The following is a 17,479-nucleotide window of genomic DNA, read 5'->3' as shown; positions in this document are numbered from 1 at the left end:
GGTCTGGACCGGTGCGGGGCGGGGAGCGAGCGGCATGGCCAGATCTGCGGGATGGATCGCCGGCATCGCCGCGATGCTGGCGGCCACGACCGCCTTGGGCGAGCCGCTGGTGGTGGCGCTGCTGACCGACCGCACCGGGCCGGCGGCCGCGAGCGGCACCCGCATCGCCAACGGTGCGCGCGACTACCTCACGATGCTCGACCGGCGCGACGGCGGCGTCGCGGGCCGCCCCCTCACGATCCTCGAATGCGAGGTCGGTGCCGATGAGGCGAAGGCCGCCGCCTGCCACGGACAGGCCGTGGCGGCCGGCGCCGTCGTGGTGCTGGCCACCGAACGGGCGACAACGCGGGCGTTGGCCGCCGTCGCCGGGCGAGCCCGCGTTCCGCTGCTGTCCCTGGCGGACGGGTTCGCCGTGGCCACCCGCGGCGACGTGATGCCCTGGCTGTTCAACCCGTCGGACGCGACCCTGGGCGGCATCACCGTCGCCGTTCGTGCCATCGCCGATCTCACCGGCCGCGAAGCCGACCTGACGGGCCTCTCGATCGGGCTGGTCCACGACGCCGAGACGGCGGATCCCGCCTCCCTCGACGTGATGCGCGACCTCGCCGCCCGGCTCGGCTTCACGCCGAGGTTCTACGCACTGTCCGGCGAGGCCGGCGGCCTGCGCGACCTGGGACCGCAGCGACCGGACTATCTGGTCCTGCTCGGGCGCGGCCCCAAGGCGGACACGGCCGTCGAGGACGCCCTGGCGGCGGGCATGCCGCCGGACAGGCTGGTGGCCCTGCACTGGCCCGACGACGCCGTGCTGCACCGGCTCGGCACGGGCGCGCGCGGGTTCCGCGAGGTCAGCCGCCACGCCTTCGGCGACCACTTCCCAGCCTTCGACGAGATCGACGTGCACGTCATCGACCGCGGCCTCTCGCGCACGCCAAAAGACGGTTCCGGCGAACCTCTCTACAACCGCGGCGTCTACGGCGCGGTCCTGCTCGCCGAGGCGATCCGGGGGCATGGGCGAACACAGGGCGGCCTCACGGGCGACGGGATCAGGCGGGGGTTCGAGACCCTGTCCATCGACGGCATTCGCTGGAAGGAGCTCGGGCTCGCGGGCTTCGCCCGCGCGGTGAGCTTCGATTGCCGCGACCACGGCGGCCGTCCCGCCCTGTCGCTGCAGACCTGGGACGGGGCCAAATGGGCGCCTTCGGTGGCGCCGATCGCGCAGGAGCGCGCCCTCGTCGATGCCCGCCTCGACACCCTCGTCATCGCCTTCCGCGCCGCCCATCCCGACTGGCCGGCCCGGACCGAGCCCTGCGCCGATCGCAGCTGACGCCGCCGCCGCGATCGTGACCGGCACTCCGGGAGGGAGGGTGGCTCAGCACTTGTCCCGATTGACGTTTTTGCCCTTGCCGCCGCCCTGTGCGCACGCCTAAGAACGGCACTGGAAGCACCGGCTGCGCGCGTTGTCGCGATACGATCGGGCACCGGGAACAGGGAAACGCGCGATGGACGAGAAGGTCGTGGACGTCAGCCCGGCATGGAGCGACGGCGCCCGTGTCGACAACGCCGGATATCTGGCGATGTACGAGGCGTCGGTGAGGGACCCGGAAGCGTTCTGGGCCGAGCACGGCAAGCGCATCGACTGGTCGACGCCCTATTCGCGCGTCAAGGCCACGAGCTTCGCTCCCGGCAACGTCTCGATCAAATGGTTCGAGGACGGCCGCACCAACGTCGCCGTCAATTGCATCGACCGCCATCTCAAGAGCCGCGGCGACCAGGTGGCGATCATCTGGGAAGGCGACGACCCGAACGAATCCAAGCACATCACCTACCGGGAGCTCCACGCGGAGGTCTGCCGGATGGCCAACGTGCTGCGCAATCGCGGCGTCTCCAAGGGCGACCGGGTCACCCTCTACCTGCCGATGATCCCCGAGGCGGCCTACGCGATGCTGGCCTGCGCCCGGCTCGGCGCCATCCATTCCATCGTGTTCGGCGGGTTCTCGCCCGATTCGCTGGCCGGCCGCATCGAGGGCTGTGCCTCCAAGCTCGTCATCACCGCCGACGAGGGCCTGCGCGGCGGCCGCAAGGTCCCGCTCAAGACCAACGTCGATGCGGCGCTGGCCCGGCTCGGGCCCGATGCCGTCGACCACGTCGTGGTGGTGCGCCGCACCGGCACCTCCGTGCCGATGGAGCCGGGCCGCGACGTCTATTACGACGAGGCCGCCGCCCAGGTCACCGACGATTGCCCGGCCGAGCCCGTGGAGGCCGAGCATCCGCTCTTCATCCTCTACACCTCGGGTTCCACCGGCCAGCCCAAGGGCGTGGTCCACACCACCGGCGGCTACCTCGTCTACGCCGCGATGACGCACGAATACGTCTTCGATTACCGCGAGGGCGAAGTCTACTGGTGTACCGCCGACGTCGGCTGGGTCACCGGTCACAGCTATATTGTCTACGGGCCGCTCGCCAACGGCGCGACCACGCTGATGTTCGAGGGCATCCCCACCTATCCCACCAACTCCCGCTTCTGGGACGTGGTCGACAAGCACAAGGTCAACATCTTCTACACCGCCCCCACCGCGATCCGCTCGCTCATGGGCGGCGGCGAGGGCCCCGTGAAGAAGACCTCGCGGGCGAGCCTGCGCGTGCTCGGCTCGGTGGGCGAACCGATCAACCCGGAGGCGTGGGACTGGTACTACCGGGTGGTCGGCGACTCGCGCTGCCCCATCGTCGACACCTGGTGGCAGACCGAGACCGGCGGCATCCTGATCACGCCGCTGCCCGGTGCCACCAAGCTCAAGCCCGGCTCGGCGACGCGGCCGTTCTTCGGGGTGCAGCCGCTGATCGTGGATGCCGAGGGCAAGGCCCTCGACGGCCCGTGCGAGGGCAACCTCTGCATCGCCGACAGCTGGCCGGGCCAGATGCGCACGGTCTACGGCGACCACGAGCGCTTCGAGCAGACCTACTTCTCGACCTATCCCAACCTCTATTTCACCGGCGATGGCTGCCGGCGCGACGCCGACGGCTATTACTGGATCACCGGCCGAGTCGACGACGTCATCAACGTGTCGGGCCATCGCATGGGTACGGCCGAGGTCGAATCGTCCCTGGTGGCGCACCCCAAGGTCTCGGAAGCGGCGGTGGTGGGCTACCCCCACAGCCTCAAGGGCCAGGGCATCTACGCCTACGTCACCCTCATGGAGGGCGAGGAGGGGTCGGACGCGCTCCGCAAGGAACTCGTGACCTGGGTCCGCAAGGACATCGGGCCGATCGCGTCGCCGGACCTGATCCAGTTCGCGCCGGGACTTCCCAAGACCCGCTCGGGCAAGATCATGCGCCGGATCCTGCGCAAGATCGCCGAAGACGAGTTCTCGGCCCTCGGCGATACCTCGACCCTCGCCGAACCGGCTGTGGTCGACGACCTGATCGAGAACCGTCAGAACCGGGCCCAGTAGACCCCGACTGCACGGCTGCCGGGCACTTGCGACCCTCTCCGGCAGCCGCGTTCGTGCAAAGCTGTTACAAAATGCTTTGCGTCGATGGTAAATTTCCTTTTCACTGTTGGGCCCGGTCAAACCTTGCGGTAACTTGGCCGTATCGGTATCGCCGCGTGGCGGAAATGCGGGTCCCGCCGCAGTCCGTCGACACAGACGCGGCGGCGATCGACGCCTAATCTGAACCGCGCCGGGTCCGGCGCATCGCGACAATCAAAACAAAAGATCTTGGGAGGGACGGGGCCATGGCTGTTGCAAGTGCGACACCGGTGACGGAGGAGGCGGCGCGACCGATGAGCGCCGGAGAGAAGAAGGTCATCCTGGCCTCGTCGCTGGGGACCGTCTTCGAATGGTACGACTTCTATCTCTACGGTTCGCTCGCCGCGATCATCGGCGCGCAGTTCTTCTCGGCCTATCCGGAAGCTACCCGCAACGTCTTCGCGCTGCTCGCCTTCGCCGCGGGCTTCCTCGTGCGCCCCTTCGGCGCCCTGGTGTTCGGCCGGCTCGGCGACCTCGTCGGCCGCAAGTACACCTTCCTCGTCACCATCCTGATCATGGGCATCTCGACCTTCGTCGTCGGCCTGCTGCCCTCCTACGCCACCATGAACGAGTACGGCGTCGGCTGGGTCGCCCCCGTGGCGCTCCTCGCCCTGCGCATGCTCCAGGGTCTGGCGCTCGGTGGTGAATACGGCGGCGCCGCCGTCTACGTGGCCGAGCACGCCCCCCGCGGCCGTCGCGGCTTCTACACCGCCTTCATCCAGACCACGGCGACCCTCGGGCTGCTGCTGTCGCTGATGGTGATCCTGTTCACCCAGATCTACGTGAACGCCAACTACGCCCCCGTGGCCACCACCCTGGCCGATGGCACCGCCGGCACGATCACGCCGTTCGCCGCCTGGGGCTGGCGCATTCCGTTCCTGGTCTCGATCGTACTGCTCGGCATCTCGGTCTGGATCCGCCTGCAGATGCAGGAGAGCCCGGCCTTCAAGAAGATGAAGGAAGAGGGCACCGGCTCGAAGGCGCCGCTCTCGGAGGCCTTCGGCCAGTGGCGCAACGCCAAGTGGGCGCTGCTCGCGCTCCTCGGCCTCACCGCCGGCCAGGCCGTGGTCTGGTACACCGGCCAGTTCTACGCGCTGTTCTTCCTCCAGACGATCCTGAAGGTCGACCAGTTCACGGCCAACGTGCTCATCGCCTGGTCGCTCATCCTCGGCACCGGCGGGTTCCTGTTCTTCGGCTCGCTCTCCGACAAGATCGGCCGCAAGCCGATCATCCTCGGCGGTTGCGTGATCGCGGCCCTGACCTTCTTCCCGCTGTTCAAGGCGCTGACCGCTGCGGCCAACCCGGACCTGTACGCGGCCCAGCAGAACACGCAGGTGGTGGTCAAGGCCGACCCGGCGGATTGCTCCTTCCAGTTCAATCCGGTGGGAACGGCCAAGTTCACCAACTCGTGCGACATCGCCAAGGCGCTGCTCGCCCGCTCCGCGGTGAACTACACCACCGAGCCGGTCGCCGCCGGCACCAAGGCCACCGTGACCGTCGCCGGCAAGGAGTTCGCCGCCGCCGATCCGGCCTTCGCCAAGGACGTGGGTGCGGCGCTGACCGCCGCCGGCTACCCGACGGCCACCAACCCGAGCATCGTGAAGATCGCCATCGACCCGAAGGACGGCCTGTCGAACTTCGCCAAGATGATCGACATCTTCACGGTCCAGAAGCTGACCATCATCGGCATCCTGACGATCCTCGTCCTCTACGTGACGATGGTCTACGGCCCGATCGCGGCGGCGCTGGTGGAGCTGTTCCCGACGCGTATCCGCTACACCTCGATGTCGCTGCCCTACCACATCGGCAACGGCTGGTTCGGCGGCCTGCTGCCGGCCACCGCCTTCGCCATGGTGGCCCAGACCGGCGACATCTACTTCGGGCTCTGGTACCCGATCGTCATCGCCCTCGCGACCGCGGTCATCGGTGCCCTCTTCATCCCGGAGACCAAGGACCGCGATATCTTCACCTACGACGAGGCGCCCACGCGCTGAGGTGAACCGCACCGCGACATGAGAAAGGGCCCCGTCTTGCGACGGGGCCTTTTTTCTTTTGGGGCGGGCCGGCCTGCGCCGGATCGCAGGGGCACTGCCCGAAGCTCGGGGTCATACGACATCCGTTCGATAGCTTCGCAAAGCGGATGCCGGTTTCGCTCGAGCGCCGCGCGGGCTTGGTGAGACCGTTCCCGCTTGATTCGAGCGGGAACGGTCTCACCCCCTCGCGGCGAGCAGCGCCGCGTGGTCCGCGGTGGTCTCATCCGCGTAGGTCATCGCGAACCGCGCGATCGCCTCGTCGAGGCCGTCGGATTCGCCCATGTATCCGGCGATGGTCGAGGCTTCGCCCGAGCGGGCGTGGGCGCGGGCCAGGGTCCGCCCGCACAGGGCGGCGTAGCGCCTCGGCTCGGTCCGCGACATCAGGTCGGCCACGTCCGACAGCTTCTTGTTCTTGAGCTGGCGCACGTAATAGGAGCGGCCACTCGTCGGGGATTGCGCCGCGCCGAGAAAGATGTCGCTCGCCGCCTGCATCACCCGCTGGCCCTCGACCACGCGCAAGCCCTCCGTCGCCGCCGCACGGGCGCTGGCCAGGACGAGGGGCGTCAGCACCGACTGCCGGGCTTCCTTGACCTGGAGGAACAGCGGCGCACCGTCGGCATCGGTGTAGAGCCCCACCGCGCAGACGCGGCCGACCGAGCCGATGCCCACCACCTTGAAGGCGACGTCGCGCAGGGCGTACCGCTCGACGAGGCCGCGCCGCTCCGGCGCGAGGCCGGCCGGATAGGCGATCAGGGCCGCGCGCGCATCCTCCACCGGCTCGCGGTCGCCGTTGGGCGCGACGTGGAACACCTTCTTGCCCTTGTCCGCGATGCGCCAGGTCGCCGGCGGGCCGTCCTGGGTGGCGGGGTCGAGTTCGGGGATGTCGGCCTTGACGGTCTCCTGGTGCAGGCCGGCATCGAGACCGCGCTCGGCTTCGTCGCGCGATCCGTCGTCGTCGATGTGCGCCACCTCGTGGTCGAGGTCGATGTTGCTGCGCCAGCAGGCGAGCGGCTCCAGCGCCGCCAGATGGTGGATGTGCTCGCGATAGGCCCGCAGCGCCGCCTGCGCCGCCGCACGGGCGGTGTCCGCATCGGCATGGGCATCGGCCCGGGTCTCCACCACGATGCTGGTGGCGAGGCGCTTGAGGTCGACGGTGAAGTCGATGCCGGGAAGGGTCTCGTCGAAATCGTTGATGTCGAACAGCACACGGCCCTCCGGGCTCACGAACAGCCCGAAGTTGCCGACGTGGCAATCGCCGCAGGCCTGGACCGGCACGCCGGCCATGGCCGCGCCGACGAGGTCCCGGGCCATGACGGCCGCCGCCCCGCGCAGGAAGGTGAAGGGGCTCTCGGCCATCCGCTTGTAGCGGCGCGGCACCAGGTCCGGCAGCCGCTCGGCGTCGCTCTCGGCGAGGATCGCCAGGGGAGCCCGATCGGGCCTGGGCTGCCAGGCGGCATGTTCGGCATGGGGCGTCGCCCTGGCGAGCGCCTCCCCGACGGCGTAGCGCGCACTCCGGGTGTGATAGGCGGACGACTCGGTCATGGTGGGTGGACGCTCCGGTGATGGTGCGTCGACCGTAGCGGCAGTCCGATCGGCGGGCGAGGCCACCGGCGACGCCCGTATGCCCTCAGTGCCGGAAGTGGCGGTGCCCGGTGAAGACCATGGCGAGGCCCGCCTCGTCGGCGGCCCGCACCACCTCGTCGTCGCGCATCGAGCCGCCGGGCTGGATCACCGCGGTGGCGCCGGCATCCGCCGCCGCGATCAGGCCGTCGGCGAAGGGGAAGAAGGCGTCCGAGGCCACGACCGCGCCCTTGGCCAGACTCTCGGTGGCACCGCCCCGTGCGGCCGCCTCGGCCGCCTTCCAGGCGGCGATGCGCGAGGAATCGACCCGCGACATCTGTCCGGCGCCGATGCCGACGGTGGCGCCGTCGCGGGCGTAGACGATGGCGTTCGATTTCACGTGCTTGGCGACCCGGAAGGCGAACAGCAGGTCGGCGAGCTCCCGCTCGGTGGGCGCGCGCTTCGTCACGACCCGCAGGGCCATGTCGTCGACGACGGCGTTGTCGCGTCCCTGGACCAGCAGCCCGCCCGAGAGCGTGCGCACGGTCTCGCCGGCGCCACGCGGATCGGGCAGCGAACCGGCCAGGAGCAGGCGCAGGTTCTTCTTGGCGGCCACGATGGTAACGGCCTCCGGCGTGGCGTCCGGCGCGATGATGACCTCGGTGAAGATCTCGACGATCCGCCGCGCCGAGTCGGCGTCCAGCGTCCGGTTGAGGGCGACGATGCCGCCGAAGGCGGAGGAGGGATCGCAGGCGAGCGCCCGCTCGTAGGCCTCGGCCAAGGTGGTGCCGGTGGCGACGCCGCAGGGGTTGGCGTGCTTGATGATCGCCACCGCCGCGGCGGCGGCGGGGTCGAACTCCGCGACGCATTCGTAGGCCGCGTCGGTGTCGTTGAGGTTGTTGTAGGACAGTTCCTTGCCCTGGAGCTGGCGCACCGTCGCGACGCCGGCCCGCGCCTTGCCCGGCGAGCGGTAGAAGGCGGCGGCCTGGTGCGGGTTCTCGCCGTAGCGCAGCCCCTGCGCCAGGGTGCCCCCGAAGGCCCGGAACGGCGCCGTCTCCGGCTCGCCGGCGCGGGCCGCCAGCCAGTTGGCGATGGCCGCGTCGTAGGCCGCCGTGCGCGCGAACGCCTTGGCCGCGAGGCGCCGCCGGGTGACGCTGCTCAGCGTCCCTTCTCGGCCGTCCAGCTCGGCGAGGAGGGCGGGATAATCGGCGACATCCGTCACCACCGCCACGTCAGCATGGTTCTTGGCCGCGCCCCGGATCATCGCAGGGCCGCCGACGTCGATGTTCTCGATCGCCTCGGCGTCGGTGCAATCCTGCGCGATCGTCGCCTCGAACGGATAGAGGTTGACCACGAGGAGGTCGATCGGCCCGATGCCGTGGGCGGCCATGGCCGCCTGGTGCTCGGGGTTGGCGCGCACCGCCAGCAGCCCGCCGTGGATGGCCGGGTGAAGGGTCTTGACGCGCCCGTCCATCATCTCGGGAAAGCCGGTGACGTCGGAGACCTCGATCACCGCCAGCCCCGCCTCGCGCAAGGCGCGGTGGGTGCCGCCGGTGGAGAGCAGCGCGACGCCGTGCCCGGCCAGCGCGCGGGCGAACTCCACGAGGCCGGTCTTGTCGGAGACGGACAGGAGGGCGCGGGTGATGCGCACGGCATCGGACGGCATCGGCAACTCGTTTTTACAAGGGTCGGGCTGCGGCGGGTAGCACGAAACCGGCCGGCCGGGCCAGGGAGGCCCGATCTTACGCCGGCCTCACGTCGACCATGGCGAAGCGCCAGCGCAGCCGCGCCGCGGCGGCCACCGTGACGTAGATTACGATCTGGTCGGTGCGCCGCGCGCCGGTGAGGCCGGCGAAGTAGACGCTCTCCTCGATCGCGACGTCGAGGGCGTCCTCGTCCGATTCGGCCTCGAAGTGCCAGACCTCGCCCTGCGGGGTCGCGAGTTCGAGGCCGTCGCCGGCCCGACCCCGCACCGCGATGCCCGGATGGAGGTGGAAGCGGATCGCGACCTCGTGGGTGCGCAGGCGGCCCTTGTCCTTGCTCTTGCCCTCGCGCACGAAGGAATCCTCGCCCTCGAGGGCACGTCCGTCCGCCGGCAGCCGCCAGCGGCGCTCGTGGATCAGCCCGAAGCCGGCCGCATAACCGTCGTGGCGGGCGGCGAGCACATGGGCCTGCCCGTCGCGCGTGCGTTCGGCCCGGACCTCGCGGGGGCCGGACAGAACCACCGATCCGATCCGGTTCGAGAGCCAGTCGATCGCCCGGGCCTCGCCCCACCAGGCGCCGCCGGCGAGGAAGCGGCAGGAGGAGGTGTCGGCGACGCTGGCGGTGGAATGCGCGGCGGTGCTGCGCGCGAGGCGGCGCAGCTCCGGGCCGCTGGCCGGCAGACCGCAGTTGACGACGATGCGCTGGGGCCCGCTCGACATCTCGAAGGAGAGGCAGCCGGCCCCGGCGCGCGCCGAGGCGAGCATCGGCGGCGGTGCGCCGACATCGGCCACCACCACCACGCGGCCGGCCTCCAGCCGCTCGTAGCCGGAATGGGGCGCGTGCATCATCGGCTGGGCCAGAGCGCCATCGTAGACGAGCAGGGTGGCCAGGTGGTCGGCCGCCGTGGCCCCCATGCCGTTGAAATGGCTGAGCGAGGCATCGCCGTGGCGCAGGAGCCGCAGCAGCGGCAGCATCCGGTCGATGGCCCGCAGCAGCGCGTCGGGCGGATCGACGCCGCGGCTGAGGAAGCTCTGGCGCAGGGGCAGGAGGTCGAGGAGCAGTTCCATCGCGAAGCGCGGGTCGCGGCTGCGGTGCCCGCCGTCGGGCATGATCTGGCGGTCGAGTTCGCGACTGAGCACACGGGTCGCGCGGCGCAGGATCGGCTGGATGCCCTCGCAGCACAGGCCGGCGTAGCTGAGGGCCACCGCGGCGACGAGGCGGGTCTGCGGCAGGCCGGTGCGGCGCAGGTCGCGCTCCAGGTCGCGCGCCGAGCGGCCGAGGGTCTTGAGGAAGGCCTGGTAGAAGGCGTGGTCGGCACCTTCGAGGACCAGCGGCGACTGGCACAGGAAGGCGATGAGGCGCCGCGCCGCCACCGCCGTCGGCCGCGCCAGGGCGGCGTCGCCCCGTCCGGCCATGAAGTCACCGACGAAGGCACGGGCGTTGGCGCGGGCCAGCGCGGTGTCGGCGGCGCGCAGATGGCGCAGCCAGCCGAAGCCGTAGAGCGCATCGGCCCATTCGGGGGAGGGGGGCGCGTAATCGAAGGGCGAGCGTCCGCTCACCGAGAGCGAGCGGCCCGAGAACACGAACAGGCCGGCATAGATGTCGTCGGCGAAGGTGGCGTCGCTGGTGCGCAGGTCGTGGGGGGCGATCACCACGCCGGTCACCCGCGCACCGGCCAGGACGTCCGGGCGGGCGCCCAGCCGAAGCACGGCGCCGCGCACCATGCGCAGGGCCTCGCCCCCGATCAGCCGATATAGCCGCCAGCGATCAGCGCCCCAACCCACGTGGTCTCCTCGTTCGGCGACGCATCGCCGAAGGGGGCGCTGCAGAATGGTCCCAGGCTCACGGTAGCGCCACGGGGCTTAACCGGCGGTTAAGCATAAGGATCGGCCGCACGGGCCGGCGGCTCAGGCGAGGCGCGTCAGCCGCGCGGCGAAGAAACCGTCGAGGCCGCCCTGACGATCCGGCGCGTCTCCGTCGAGTTGCGCGGGCAGGGTGCGCAGGTCGCCCTCGCCATCGATCGCCTCGGCCAATCCGCCGATCTCGTCGGCCAGGATCGGAACCCGCGCGAAGCCGGCGTTGCGGGAGAGGAAGCGCGCCACCTGCGCCTCGCCCTCCTCGGGTTCGAGCGAGCAGGTGCAATAGACGAGCCGCCCGCCCGGCCGGACCAGGGTGGCGGCCCGGTCGAGCAGGCGCGCCTGCAATCCGGCCAGACGCTGGATGTCGGCCTCGACCTTGGTCCAGGCCACCTCCGGGTGACGCCGGATAGTGCCGGTGGCCGAGCAGGGCGCATCGAGGAGGACCGCGTCGAAGGTCTCGTCGTTGCCCAGCGCCAGGGCGTCGCCGACGCGGATCTCGGCGGTGAGGCCGAGCCGTGCGAGGTTCTCGGATAGGCGCTCCATGCGCGGCCCGGACCGGTCGACGGCGGTCACGGCGGCCCCCGCGGCGGCGAGCTGGGCGGTCTTGCCGCCCGGAGCGGCGCAGAGGTCGGCGACGCGCTCGCCCGGCCGCACGCCGAGGAGGCGCGCCGGTAGCGCGGCGGCGGCGTCCTGCACCCACCAGGCGCCGTCGTCGTAGCCGGGAAGCGCCGAGACGGCCGCGTGGACGTCGTGCAGGCGGATGCTGCCGGTGGGCAGGAGGACGCCGCCGAGCCGCTCGGCCCAGGCCTGCGGATCCTCCTTGACGGTGATGTCGAGGGGGGCACCCCGCAGGTGCGCGGCGGCGATGGCCGCGGCCGTCTCCGGTCCGTAGCGCTCGTGCCAGCGGGCGGCGAGCCAGCCGGGGGTGTTGTCGCCGAGGGGATCGGTGCTGGCGGAAAAGATGGCCGCGCGCTCGCGCACCACGCGGCGCATCACCGCGTTCACGAGGCCGGCGAGGTGCTGGAGCTGGGGATCGCCCTTGGCGAGGCGCACCGACAGGTCGACGGCGGCGTGGTCGGGGACGTTGAGGTCGAGGATCTGCGCCGCCCCGGTGGCGAGCAGCGCCACGAGGCGCGGCTGGTCCTCGGGCAGGCCCTGCGACAGGCGCTCGTGCAGGGCGCAGCGCAGGAAACCGAAGCGGCGGAAGGTCGCCGTGGCGATGGCGCGGGCCAGCCCGGCATCGGCCGGTTCGAGGCGCCCGTCACGGTCGGCCTGGGCGAGGGCGTCGTCGAGGGCGAAGGCCCGATCCTTGCCGATGAGATCGGCCACGGCCGCGTGCGCGACCTGGCGCGCGGCGAGACCCGCGACGCTGGAATCGAGCGCCGGCGCGGGACCGGGCGCGTTGCGGCGAGCCGCCATGAATGCCACCTTGCTTGCATCACGCCCGGCTGTCGCCCGGGCTCACCCGACGCCCTTCCACACAGGTTCAGGTCGATGCAAGACGAAAGGCCGAAAGATTCGCCCGCCAGCGAAGCCGGCGAAGCGACGGCGGTGTCGCGGCCCCCGCTGCCGGCGGCGGCCGAGCGCGCCCTGGCGGAGGCCGCCGCGCGCCGCGCCGACATCGACGCCCGGGCCGAGGCCATCGCCGCGACGCGGGAGAAGCAGGGCCGCGGCGGCCTCGAGCCGGTGCGCTACACCGACTGGGAGGTGAAGGGCATCGCCGTCGATTTCTGACGGGGCCCGGCCTCAGCGCGTGACGTAGACCTGCGTGCCGACGTCGACCCGGTCGAACAGGTCGACCACGTCCTGGTTGTACATGCGGATGCAGCCATAGGACGCGTAGGTGCCGACCGAGCTCGGCCGGTTGGTGCCGTGGATGGCGTATTGCCCCCCCGCCAGCGTCATGGCGGCGGCCCCCATCGGGTTGCTCGGCGAGCCGCCGGCGATCACGTCGGGCAGGCGCGGGTTGTCGCGCTTGACCTCGGCGGGCGGCGACCAGGCCGGCGCGACGTACTTGCCGTCGATGCGCGTCGCCCCGGACCATTGCTTGCCGGGCTTGCCCACCGCGACGGGATAGCGGATCGCGGTGCCGTCGCCGTTGACGAGGTAGAGCCGGCGCTCGGCCGTCCGCACCACGACGGTGCCCGGCGACACCCCTTCGGAGAAGGCCACCACCTCCCGCGCCTGCAGCGGCGATCCCATCAGCGCCGCGCCAGTCAGAACCGCCCACACACCCGTCCGCCCGATCATCGATCCGTCTCCTGTCCAAGCGTCACCGCAAGTCCAGGGACCATCGCCGTTCGCGATTGTCGGTCCGGTTACTGGGCGGGGGCCGTCCCCGTGTTTCGACAATCACGATCAAAAGCATCGCTCGACGATCGTGATAAATCGAGGTTCGGCTTTAAACCTTCGCTCACCACGACGGCGTCATCGCTCGATCAGGCGGTCGGCGTCTTCGGTCCGCTCCTGCCAGCCGTGGCGAATGAGTTCCGGGTCGAGGTGCTCCTCGATCGGATAGCCGACGCAGAGATAGGCCACCAGTTCGTAGGCCGGGGGGAGGTCGAGGCAGGCCGCCACTTCGGCCGGTTCGAGGATCGAGACCCAGCCGACGCCGAGACCGTGGGCGCGGGCGGCCAGCCAGAAGGTCTGCACCGCGCAGACCACGGAGTAGCGCAGCATCTCGGGCATGGTCGCCCGCCCGAGGCCGTGGCCGATGGGCGTGACGGCATCGCAGAACACGGCCAGATGGACCGGCGCCTCGCGCAGGCCGGCGAGCTTGAGGCGGGCATAGGCGGCGCGCCGGGCATCGGGGTAGCTCGCGGCGGCCGCCGCGTTGCAGCGCTCGAAGCTCGCGGCCACCGCCGCACGGCGGGCGGGATCGGCGACCCTCACGAAGCGCCAGGGCTGGCTGTTGCCCACCGAGGGGCTGGAGGACGCCATGGCGAGGCACTCGCGCAGCACGGCCTCGGGCACCGGATCGACGCGGAACCGGCGCACGTCGCGGCGCCAGGCGACGAGATCCGCCAGGGCGGCCCGGAAACCCGCATCGAATTGCACCACGACCCGTCCCGCGCCCCGTCTCCCGTCCCTCGTGCATACCCGAAACGCCGGCGGAGGGCGCAGCATCGATCCGAAAAAAAGGCCGCACTCCGAAGAGGCGGCCTGAAGTCCTTGGGTCTCGAAACCTCTGGAGTGTCGGTCCGAAGGGCCGGGCACCCCCCGAAAGGCTGGGGGACCGTAGAAGATCGGGGGACGATCCGGCCATCGGAACCGACGAGGTTCCGTCACAGGGATGGCTTCTCATGAAGGCTTGTCAAGGGCGCCAACACGGCGGAATCGTGGTCCGTGTTTCCGGCGGCAACCCTTGCGGGCCGCCGGCCGCCGGCCCATCATCCCAAGAACCGACGACCGCGAACCGAGGAGCCAGGATTGAGCGAGAGGACGGGCGGCGACCAGAGACAGACGGACCCCAGCGGCAGCGTCGTTCCCTTCCCCGTGCCACCCGTCGTCGCCCAGGTGACCTTCGACCGCACGGAACTGCGCGCCATCTTCGATCTCTACGGGCGCCGGGTCGCCGAGGGAGAATGGCGCGACTACGCCATCGATTTCCGCCGGGACAAGGCGGTGTTCTCGATTTACCGCCGCACGTCGGAGATGCCGCTGTACCGCGTCGAGAAGGACCCGAGGCTGGCCCGGCGCCAGGGTGCCTATGCGGTCGTCGCCGCCACCGGCCTCGTGATGAAGCGCGGGCACGACCTCGCCCGCGTGCTGGCGGTGCTCGACAAGCCCCTGCGGGCGGTGTGACCAACATGCGGGTCACGCCGAACGCAGCACCGGCCCGCGCATAAAAAAAGCCCCGGTTCTCACCGGGGCTTCTTCGTGTCGTCGTATCGGTGGAGCGCTTAGCGGCGGTCACCCAGCAGCGACAGCAGCATCTGGAACATATTGATGAAGTCCAGATAGAGCGTCAGGGCACCGTTCACCGAGAGCTTGGCGGCGCCTTCGGCATCCGCGCCGCTGTAGAGGAACATCTCCTTGAGCTTCTGCGTGTCGTAGGCGGTCAGTCCGGCAAAGATCAGCACGCCGATCACCGAGATCGCGAACTGCAGCGCGCTCGAGGCGAGAAAGATGTTCACCAGCGAGGCGATGATCAGGCCGATCAGACCCATGATCAGGAACGAGCCCATGCCCGACAGGCTGCGCTTGGTGGTGTAGCCGTAGAGGCTCAGGCCACCGAACGTCGCCGCCGTGATGAAGAACACCCGCACCACGCTGGCACCCGTGAACACGAGCAGCAGCGTCGACATCGAGGCGCCCATCACCGCCGCGAAAGCAAAGAACATCGTGCGCGCCGAGGCGGCCGACATCCGGTCCATCCGGAACGAGAAGAAGAAGATGAACGCCAGCGGCGCCAACATCAGCACCCACTTGAAGGGGCTGGTGTAGAGCATCTGGCCGAACGGGGTCAGGGCGACCTTGCCCGTGGTGGTCTGCGCCGTGGCGGCCATGTTGAGGCCAAGCGCCACCAATCCCGAAATGCCGAGACCGATGACCATGTTGTTGTAGACGCCGAGCATGAAGGTGCGCAGGCCCTGGTCGACGTCGACCTGGGTGCCGGCGTAGCCGGTCTGCTGCTGGCTTCCGTAGCGGAAGGGGCTGTTGTCGAATGCCATGGGAGATTCCTTTGGAAACTCTCTCAGCGTGTGATTTCGAAAATCGAGGCTCACGCACACCGCCTCTGGCACCCTGCGGCGCCTCGATCCCAAATATGTTCGGTCGCGTCGTCCCGCACAAGAGGGACATTGCACGTGCGACGACGGGATTCCCGTCGCCGCCGCCCTGTTTTTATTTGCCGCATCGGGGATTAAACCCGGTCCCGCCAGGCAAAACGCGGTCTCGGCCGACCGTCCACGCGGCGACGACGCGACATCGTTGAGATCTGTCTCTTTTGAAAGAAAAACGCGAGGGGATTTCGGATCTTCGTTAAGCGTCCCTCAACATCCCGCTCACGGCCCATCGTCGTCCGGTCTATCGTTTCGGCGGGGAGACATCGCGACGATGCAGACTGTACTCACGCCTGAGAGAGCCGATGCAGTCCCGCCCGCGCGCAGCCTCGGGCCGCAGTTCCGCCTGATCCTGCAGGGCGGGCTCGTGCTGGCCATGCTCGCGGCGGTGCTGGCGAGCTTCATCTTCACCAACACGCAGCGCCGGACCCTGATCGACCTGCGCGAGGGCGGCCGCCAGGTCCGGATCGCGCAGGAGGCCGTGGCCGACGCGGCGGCGCACGTCTTCCATCGCGCCTTCGGACCCGACGACGGCAGCGGCTCTCTCCAGGCACGCGCGCTGGAGACGCTGCGGGTCAGGAAACAGGAGTATGCCGCCGTCCTCGCCCCGGTACTGGAGGCGGCGGGCGACGCGGACGGCGCCACGGTACTCCTCGACCGGCTCGATTCCACCTGGCGCGAGGCGATCGACCTGATCCAGGCGGGCCGGCGCGGCGAAGCCCAGGCCCTCCTGGCGCAGCGCCGGGCGACGATCGCCTCCGACGGCCTGCGCGCCGCCACCGACGCCTTCCTCGCCCAACTGAACGGGCAGTTCACGGCCTACGAGAACCGCATCGAGGCCGGTACCCTCAGCGTGATGGGATTCCAGGTCCTGATCGGCGTCCTGATGCTGCTGGCGGTACTGTCGGCGGCCCGCGAGGCGCAGGGGCGCGCCGCGGCCATCGCCGAGGCGACCTCGTCGCGGCGCCAGGTGAAGCGCCTGTTCGACATGACGGACATGCTCCAGAGCGCCGCCAACCACCTCGACGCCAACGCCGTGCTGCGGGCGACGGCGGGCGAACTCATCCCCGGCCTCGGCGGCGCCCTCTACGTCTTCAACAACTCGCGCGACCGGCTGACCCTCTCGACGTCCTGGGACATCCCCGCCGAGCGGTCGCTGCCGGCGATGATCGGCCTCGACCAGTGCTGGGCGCTCAAGCGCGGCAAGCCCCACCGCAACGGCGCGGCCGGCCTCGGCCTGTGCTGCGAGCACCACGTGCCGGGCAGCACCCTCGTCGAGATCCCGATGATCGCCCGCGGCGAGATCCTCGGCCTGCTGCAGATCTTCGCCGACGGACCGGGGGCGGAGGCGCATGCCACCGCGGCCTCGCCGCTGGGCCTCGCCATGGCCGATGCGATGTCGCTCGCGCTCTCGAACCTGTCGCTGCGGGAAAAGCTGCGCAACCAGGCCCTGCGCGACCCGCTCACCGGCCTCTACAACCGCCGCTACATGGAGGACAGCCTCGACCGCTTCGTGCGCCTGGCCGAGCGCGAGAACCGCAGGCTCGCGGTGATCATGATCGACCTCGACCACTTCAAGCGGCTCAACGACGAGCACGGCCACGCCACCGGCGACGCGGTGCTGCGCGAAGCCGCCGGCGCCATCGTGGGCGCCCTGCGCGAGACCGATGTCGCCTGCCGCTACGGCGGCGAGGAGATGATCGTGCTGATGCCCGATTGCGACCTGGAGAACGCCGCCGACAAGGCCGAGGTGATCCGCCAGCGGATCGAGGCGCTGTCGGGCCAGCGCGGGGCGACGGTTTCGGCCTCGTTCGGCGTCTCGTCGATCCCGGCCACCGCCAGCGGGACCACCGACCTCGTACGTTCCGCCGACGCGGCCCTCTACAAGGCCAAGCAGGCAGGCCGCAACCGGGTCGACATCGCGCCGCTGCGGTCCGGCCGCAAGGACGGCCCGGCCGCGCCGAGGCTGCAGGCGGTGATGCTCGACGCCGCGGAATAGCGTCGGACGCGAC

At 70.5% G+C, this 17,479-nt stretch carries 13 protein-coding genes; 6 read left to right on the top strand and 7 right to left on the bottom strand.

The features are described 5' to 3' along the window. Positions 1–34: 34 nt before the first annotated feature. The 3 genes from ASG59_RS06685 to ASG59_RS06675 all read left to right on the top strand — a co-directional run bounded on the left by ASG59_RS06685 (position 35) and on the right by ASG59_RS06675 (position 5,521). Positions 35–1,324 carry an ABC transporter substrate-binding protein gene (locus ASG59_RS06685; protein ID WP_244475654.1) on the top strand — a complete coding sequence of 430 codons (1,290 nt, stop codon included), beginning with the start codon at positions 35–37 and terminating at the stop codon, positions 1,322–1,324. 175 nt (positions 1,325–1,499) lie between these two features. Continuing rightward, entirely contained in the window at positions 1,500–3,449 is a 1,950-nt protein-coding gene (gene acs, locus ASG59_RS06680) for an acetate--CoA ligase (RefSeq protein WP_056283963.1), read from the top strand. Between the two features lie 284 nt (positions 3,450–3,733). Further along, on the top strand, positions 3,734–5,521 hold the full coding sequence (locus ASG59_RS06675; RefSeq protein ID WP_056407647.1) for an MFS transporter: 1,788 nt from the start codon (positions 3,734–3,736) through the stop codon (positions 5,519–5,521). A gap of 216 nt (positions 5,522–5,737) precedes the next feature. On the opposite strand, the gene ASG59_RS06670 is transcribed toward ASG59_RS06675, so the two are convergent. From ASG59_RS06670 to ASG59_RS06655, 4 genes are all read right to left on the bottom strand, one after another. Further along, positions 5,738–7,102, bottom strand: a complete 1,365-nt coding sequence (locus tag ASG59_RS06670) for a DUF2252 domain-containing protein (protein ID WP_056407646.1) — start codon at positions 7,100–7,102, stop codon at positions 5,738–5,740. Between the two features lie 85 nt (positions 7,103–7,187). Beyond that, entirely contained in the window at positions 7,188–8,786 is a 1,599-nt protein-coding gene (gene purH, locus ASG59_RS06665) for a bifunctional phosphoribosylaminoimidazolecarboxamide formyltransferase/IMP cyclohydrolase (RefSeq protein ID WP_056407644.1), read from the bottom strand. Between the two features lie 76 nt (positions 8,787–8,862). Then, complete coding sequence (locus ASG59_RS06660; RefSeq protein WP_055885444.1) at positions 8,863–10,608, bottom strand: heparinase II/III family protein; 1,746 nt, start codon at positions 10,606–10,608, stop codon at positions 8,863–8,865. A gap of 123 nt (positions 10,609–10,731) precedes the next feature. Further along, positions 10,732–12,102, bottom strand: a complete 1,371-nt coding sequence (locus ASG59_RS06655; protein WP_056407642.1) for an RsmB/NOP family class I SAM-dependent RNA methyltransferase — start codon at positions 12,100–12,102, stop codon at positions 10,732–10,734. Between the two features lie 75 nt (positions 12,103–12,177). Here ASG59_RS06655 and ASG59_RS06650 point away from each other — a divergent pair, with 75 nt between their 5' ends. Beyond that, positions 12,178–12,417 (top strand): DUF1674 domain-containing protein, encoded by a 240-nt coding sequence (locus tag ASG59_RS06650; RefSeq protein WP_082494521.1) that lies wholly within the window; start codon positions 12,178–12,180, stop codon positions 12,415–12,417. A gap of 12 nt (positions 12,418–12,429) precedes the next feature. Here ASG59_RS06650 and ASG59_RS06645 read toward each other — a convergent pair whose 3' ends face one another. Continuing rightward, positions 12,430–12,885: a L,D-transpeptidase gene (locus ASG59_RS06645; protein WP_056407640.1), complete on the bottom strand. Its 456-nt coding sequence runs from the start codon at positions 12,883–12,885 to the stop codon at positions 12,430–12,432. A gap of 225 nt (positions 12,886–13,110) precedes the next feature. Then, complete coding sequence (gene bluB / locus ASG59_RS06640; RefSeq protein WP_244475653.1) at positions 13,111–13,740, bottom strand: 5,6-dimethylbenzimidazole synthase; 630 nt, start codon at positions 13,738–13,740, stop codon at positions 13,111–13,113. 372 nt (positions 13,741–14,112) lie between these two features. Between bluB and ASG59_RS06635 the strand changes: the two genes are divergently transcribed. Next, positions 14,113–14,487 carry a DUF2794 domain-containing protein gene (locus ASG59_RS06635; protein ID WP_055885433.1) on the top strand — a complete coding sequence of 125 codons (375 nt, stop codon included), beginning with the start codon at positions 14,113–14,115 and terminating at the stop codon, positions 14,485–14,487. A gap of 98 nt (positions 14,488–14,585) precedes the next feature. Here ASG59_RS06635 and ASG59_RS06630 read toward each other — a convergent pair whose 3' ends face one another. After that, positions 14,586–15,356 carry a Bax inhibitor-1/YccA family protein gene (locus tag ASG59_RS06630; protein ID WP_055885430.1) on the bottom strand — a complete coding sequence of 257 codons (771 nt, stop codon included), beginning with the start codon at positions 15,354–15,356 and terminating at the stop codon, positions 14,586–14,588. Positions 15,357–15,741: 385 nt separating this feature from the next. On the opposite strand from ASG59_RS06630, the gene ASG59_RS06625 reads away from it, so the two are divergent. Next, a complete protein-coding gene (locus tag ASG59_RS06625) occupies positions 15,742–17,466 on the top strand; it encodes a GGDEF domain-containing protein (RefSeq protein WP_056407636.1) in 1,725 nt (574 codons plus the stop codon). Positions 17,467–17,479 lie beyond the last annotated feature (13 nt).

Origin of the sequence: Methylobacterium sp. Leaf466 (genome assembly GCF_001425565.1) — a bacterium.
In the GTDB taxonomy this organism is placed as follows: domain Bacteria; phylum Pseudomonadota; class Alphaproteobacteria; order Rhizobiales; family Beijerinckiaceae; genus Methylobacterium.
Note: the sequence above shows the minus strand (reverse complement) of the source record. Positions and strands in the feature narration are given on the sequence as shown.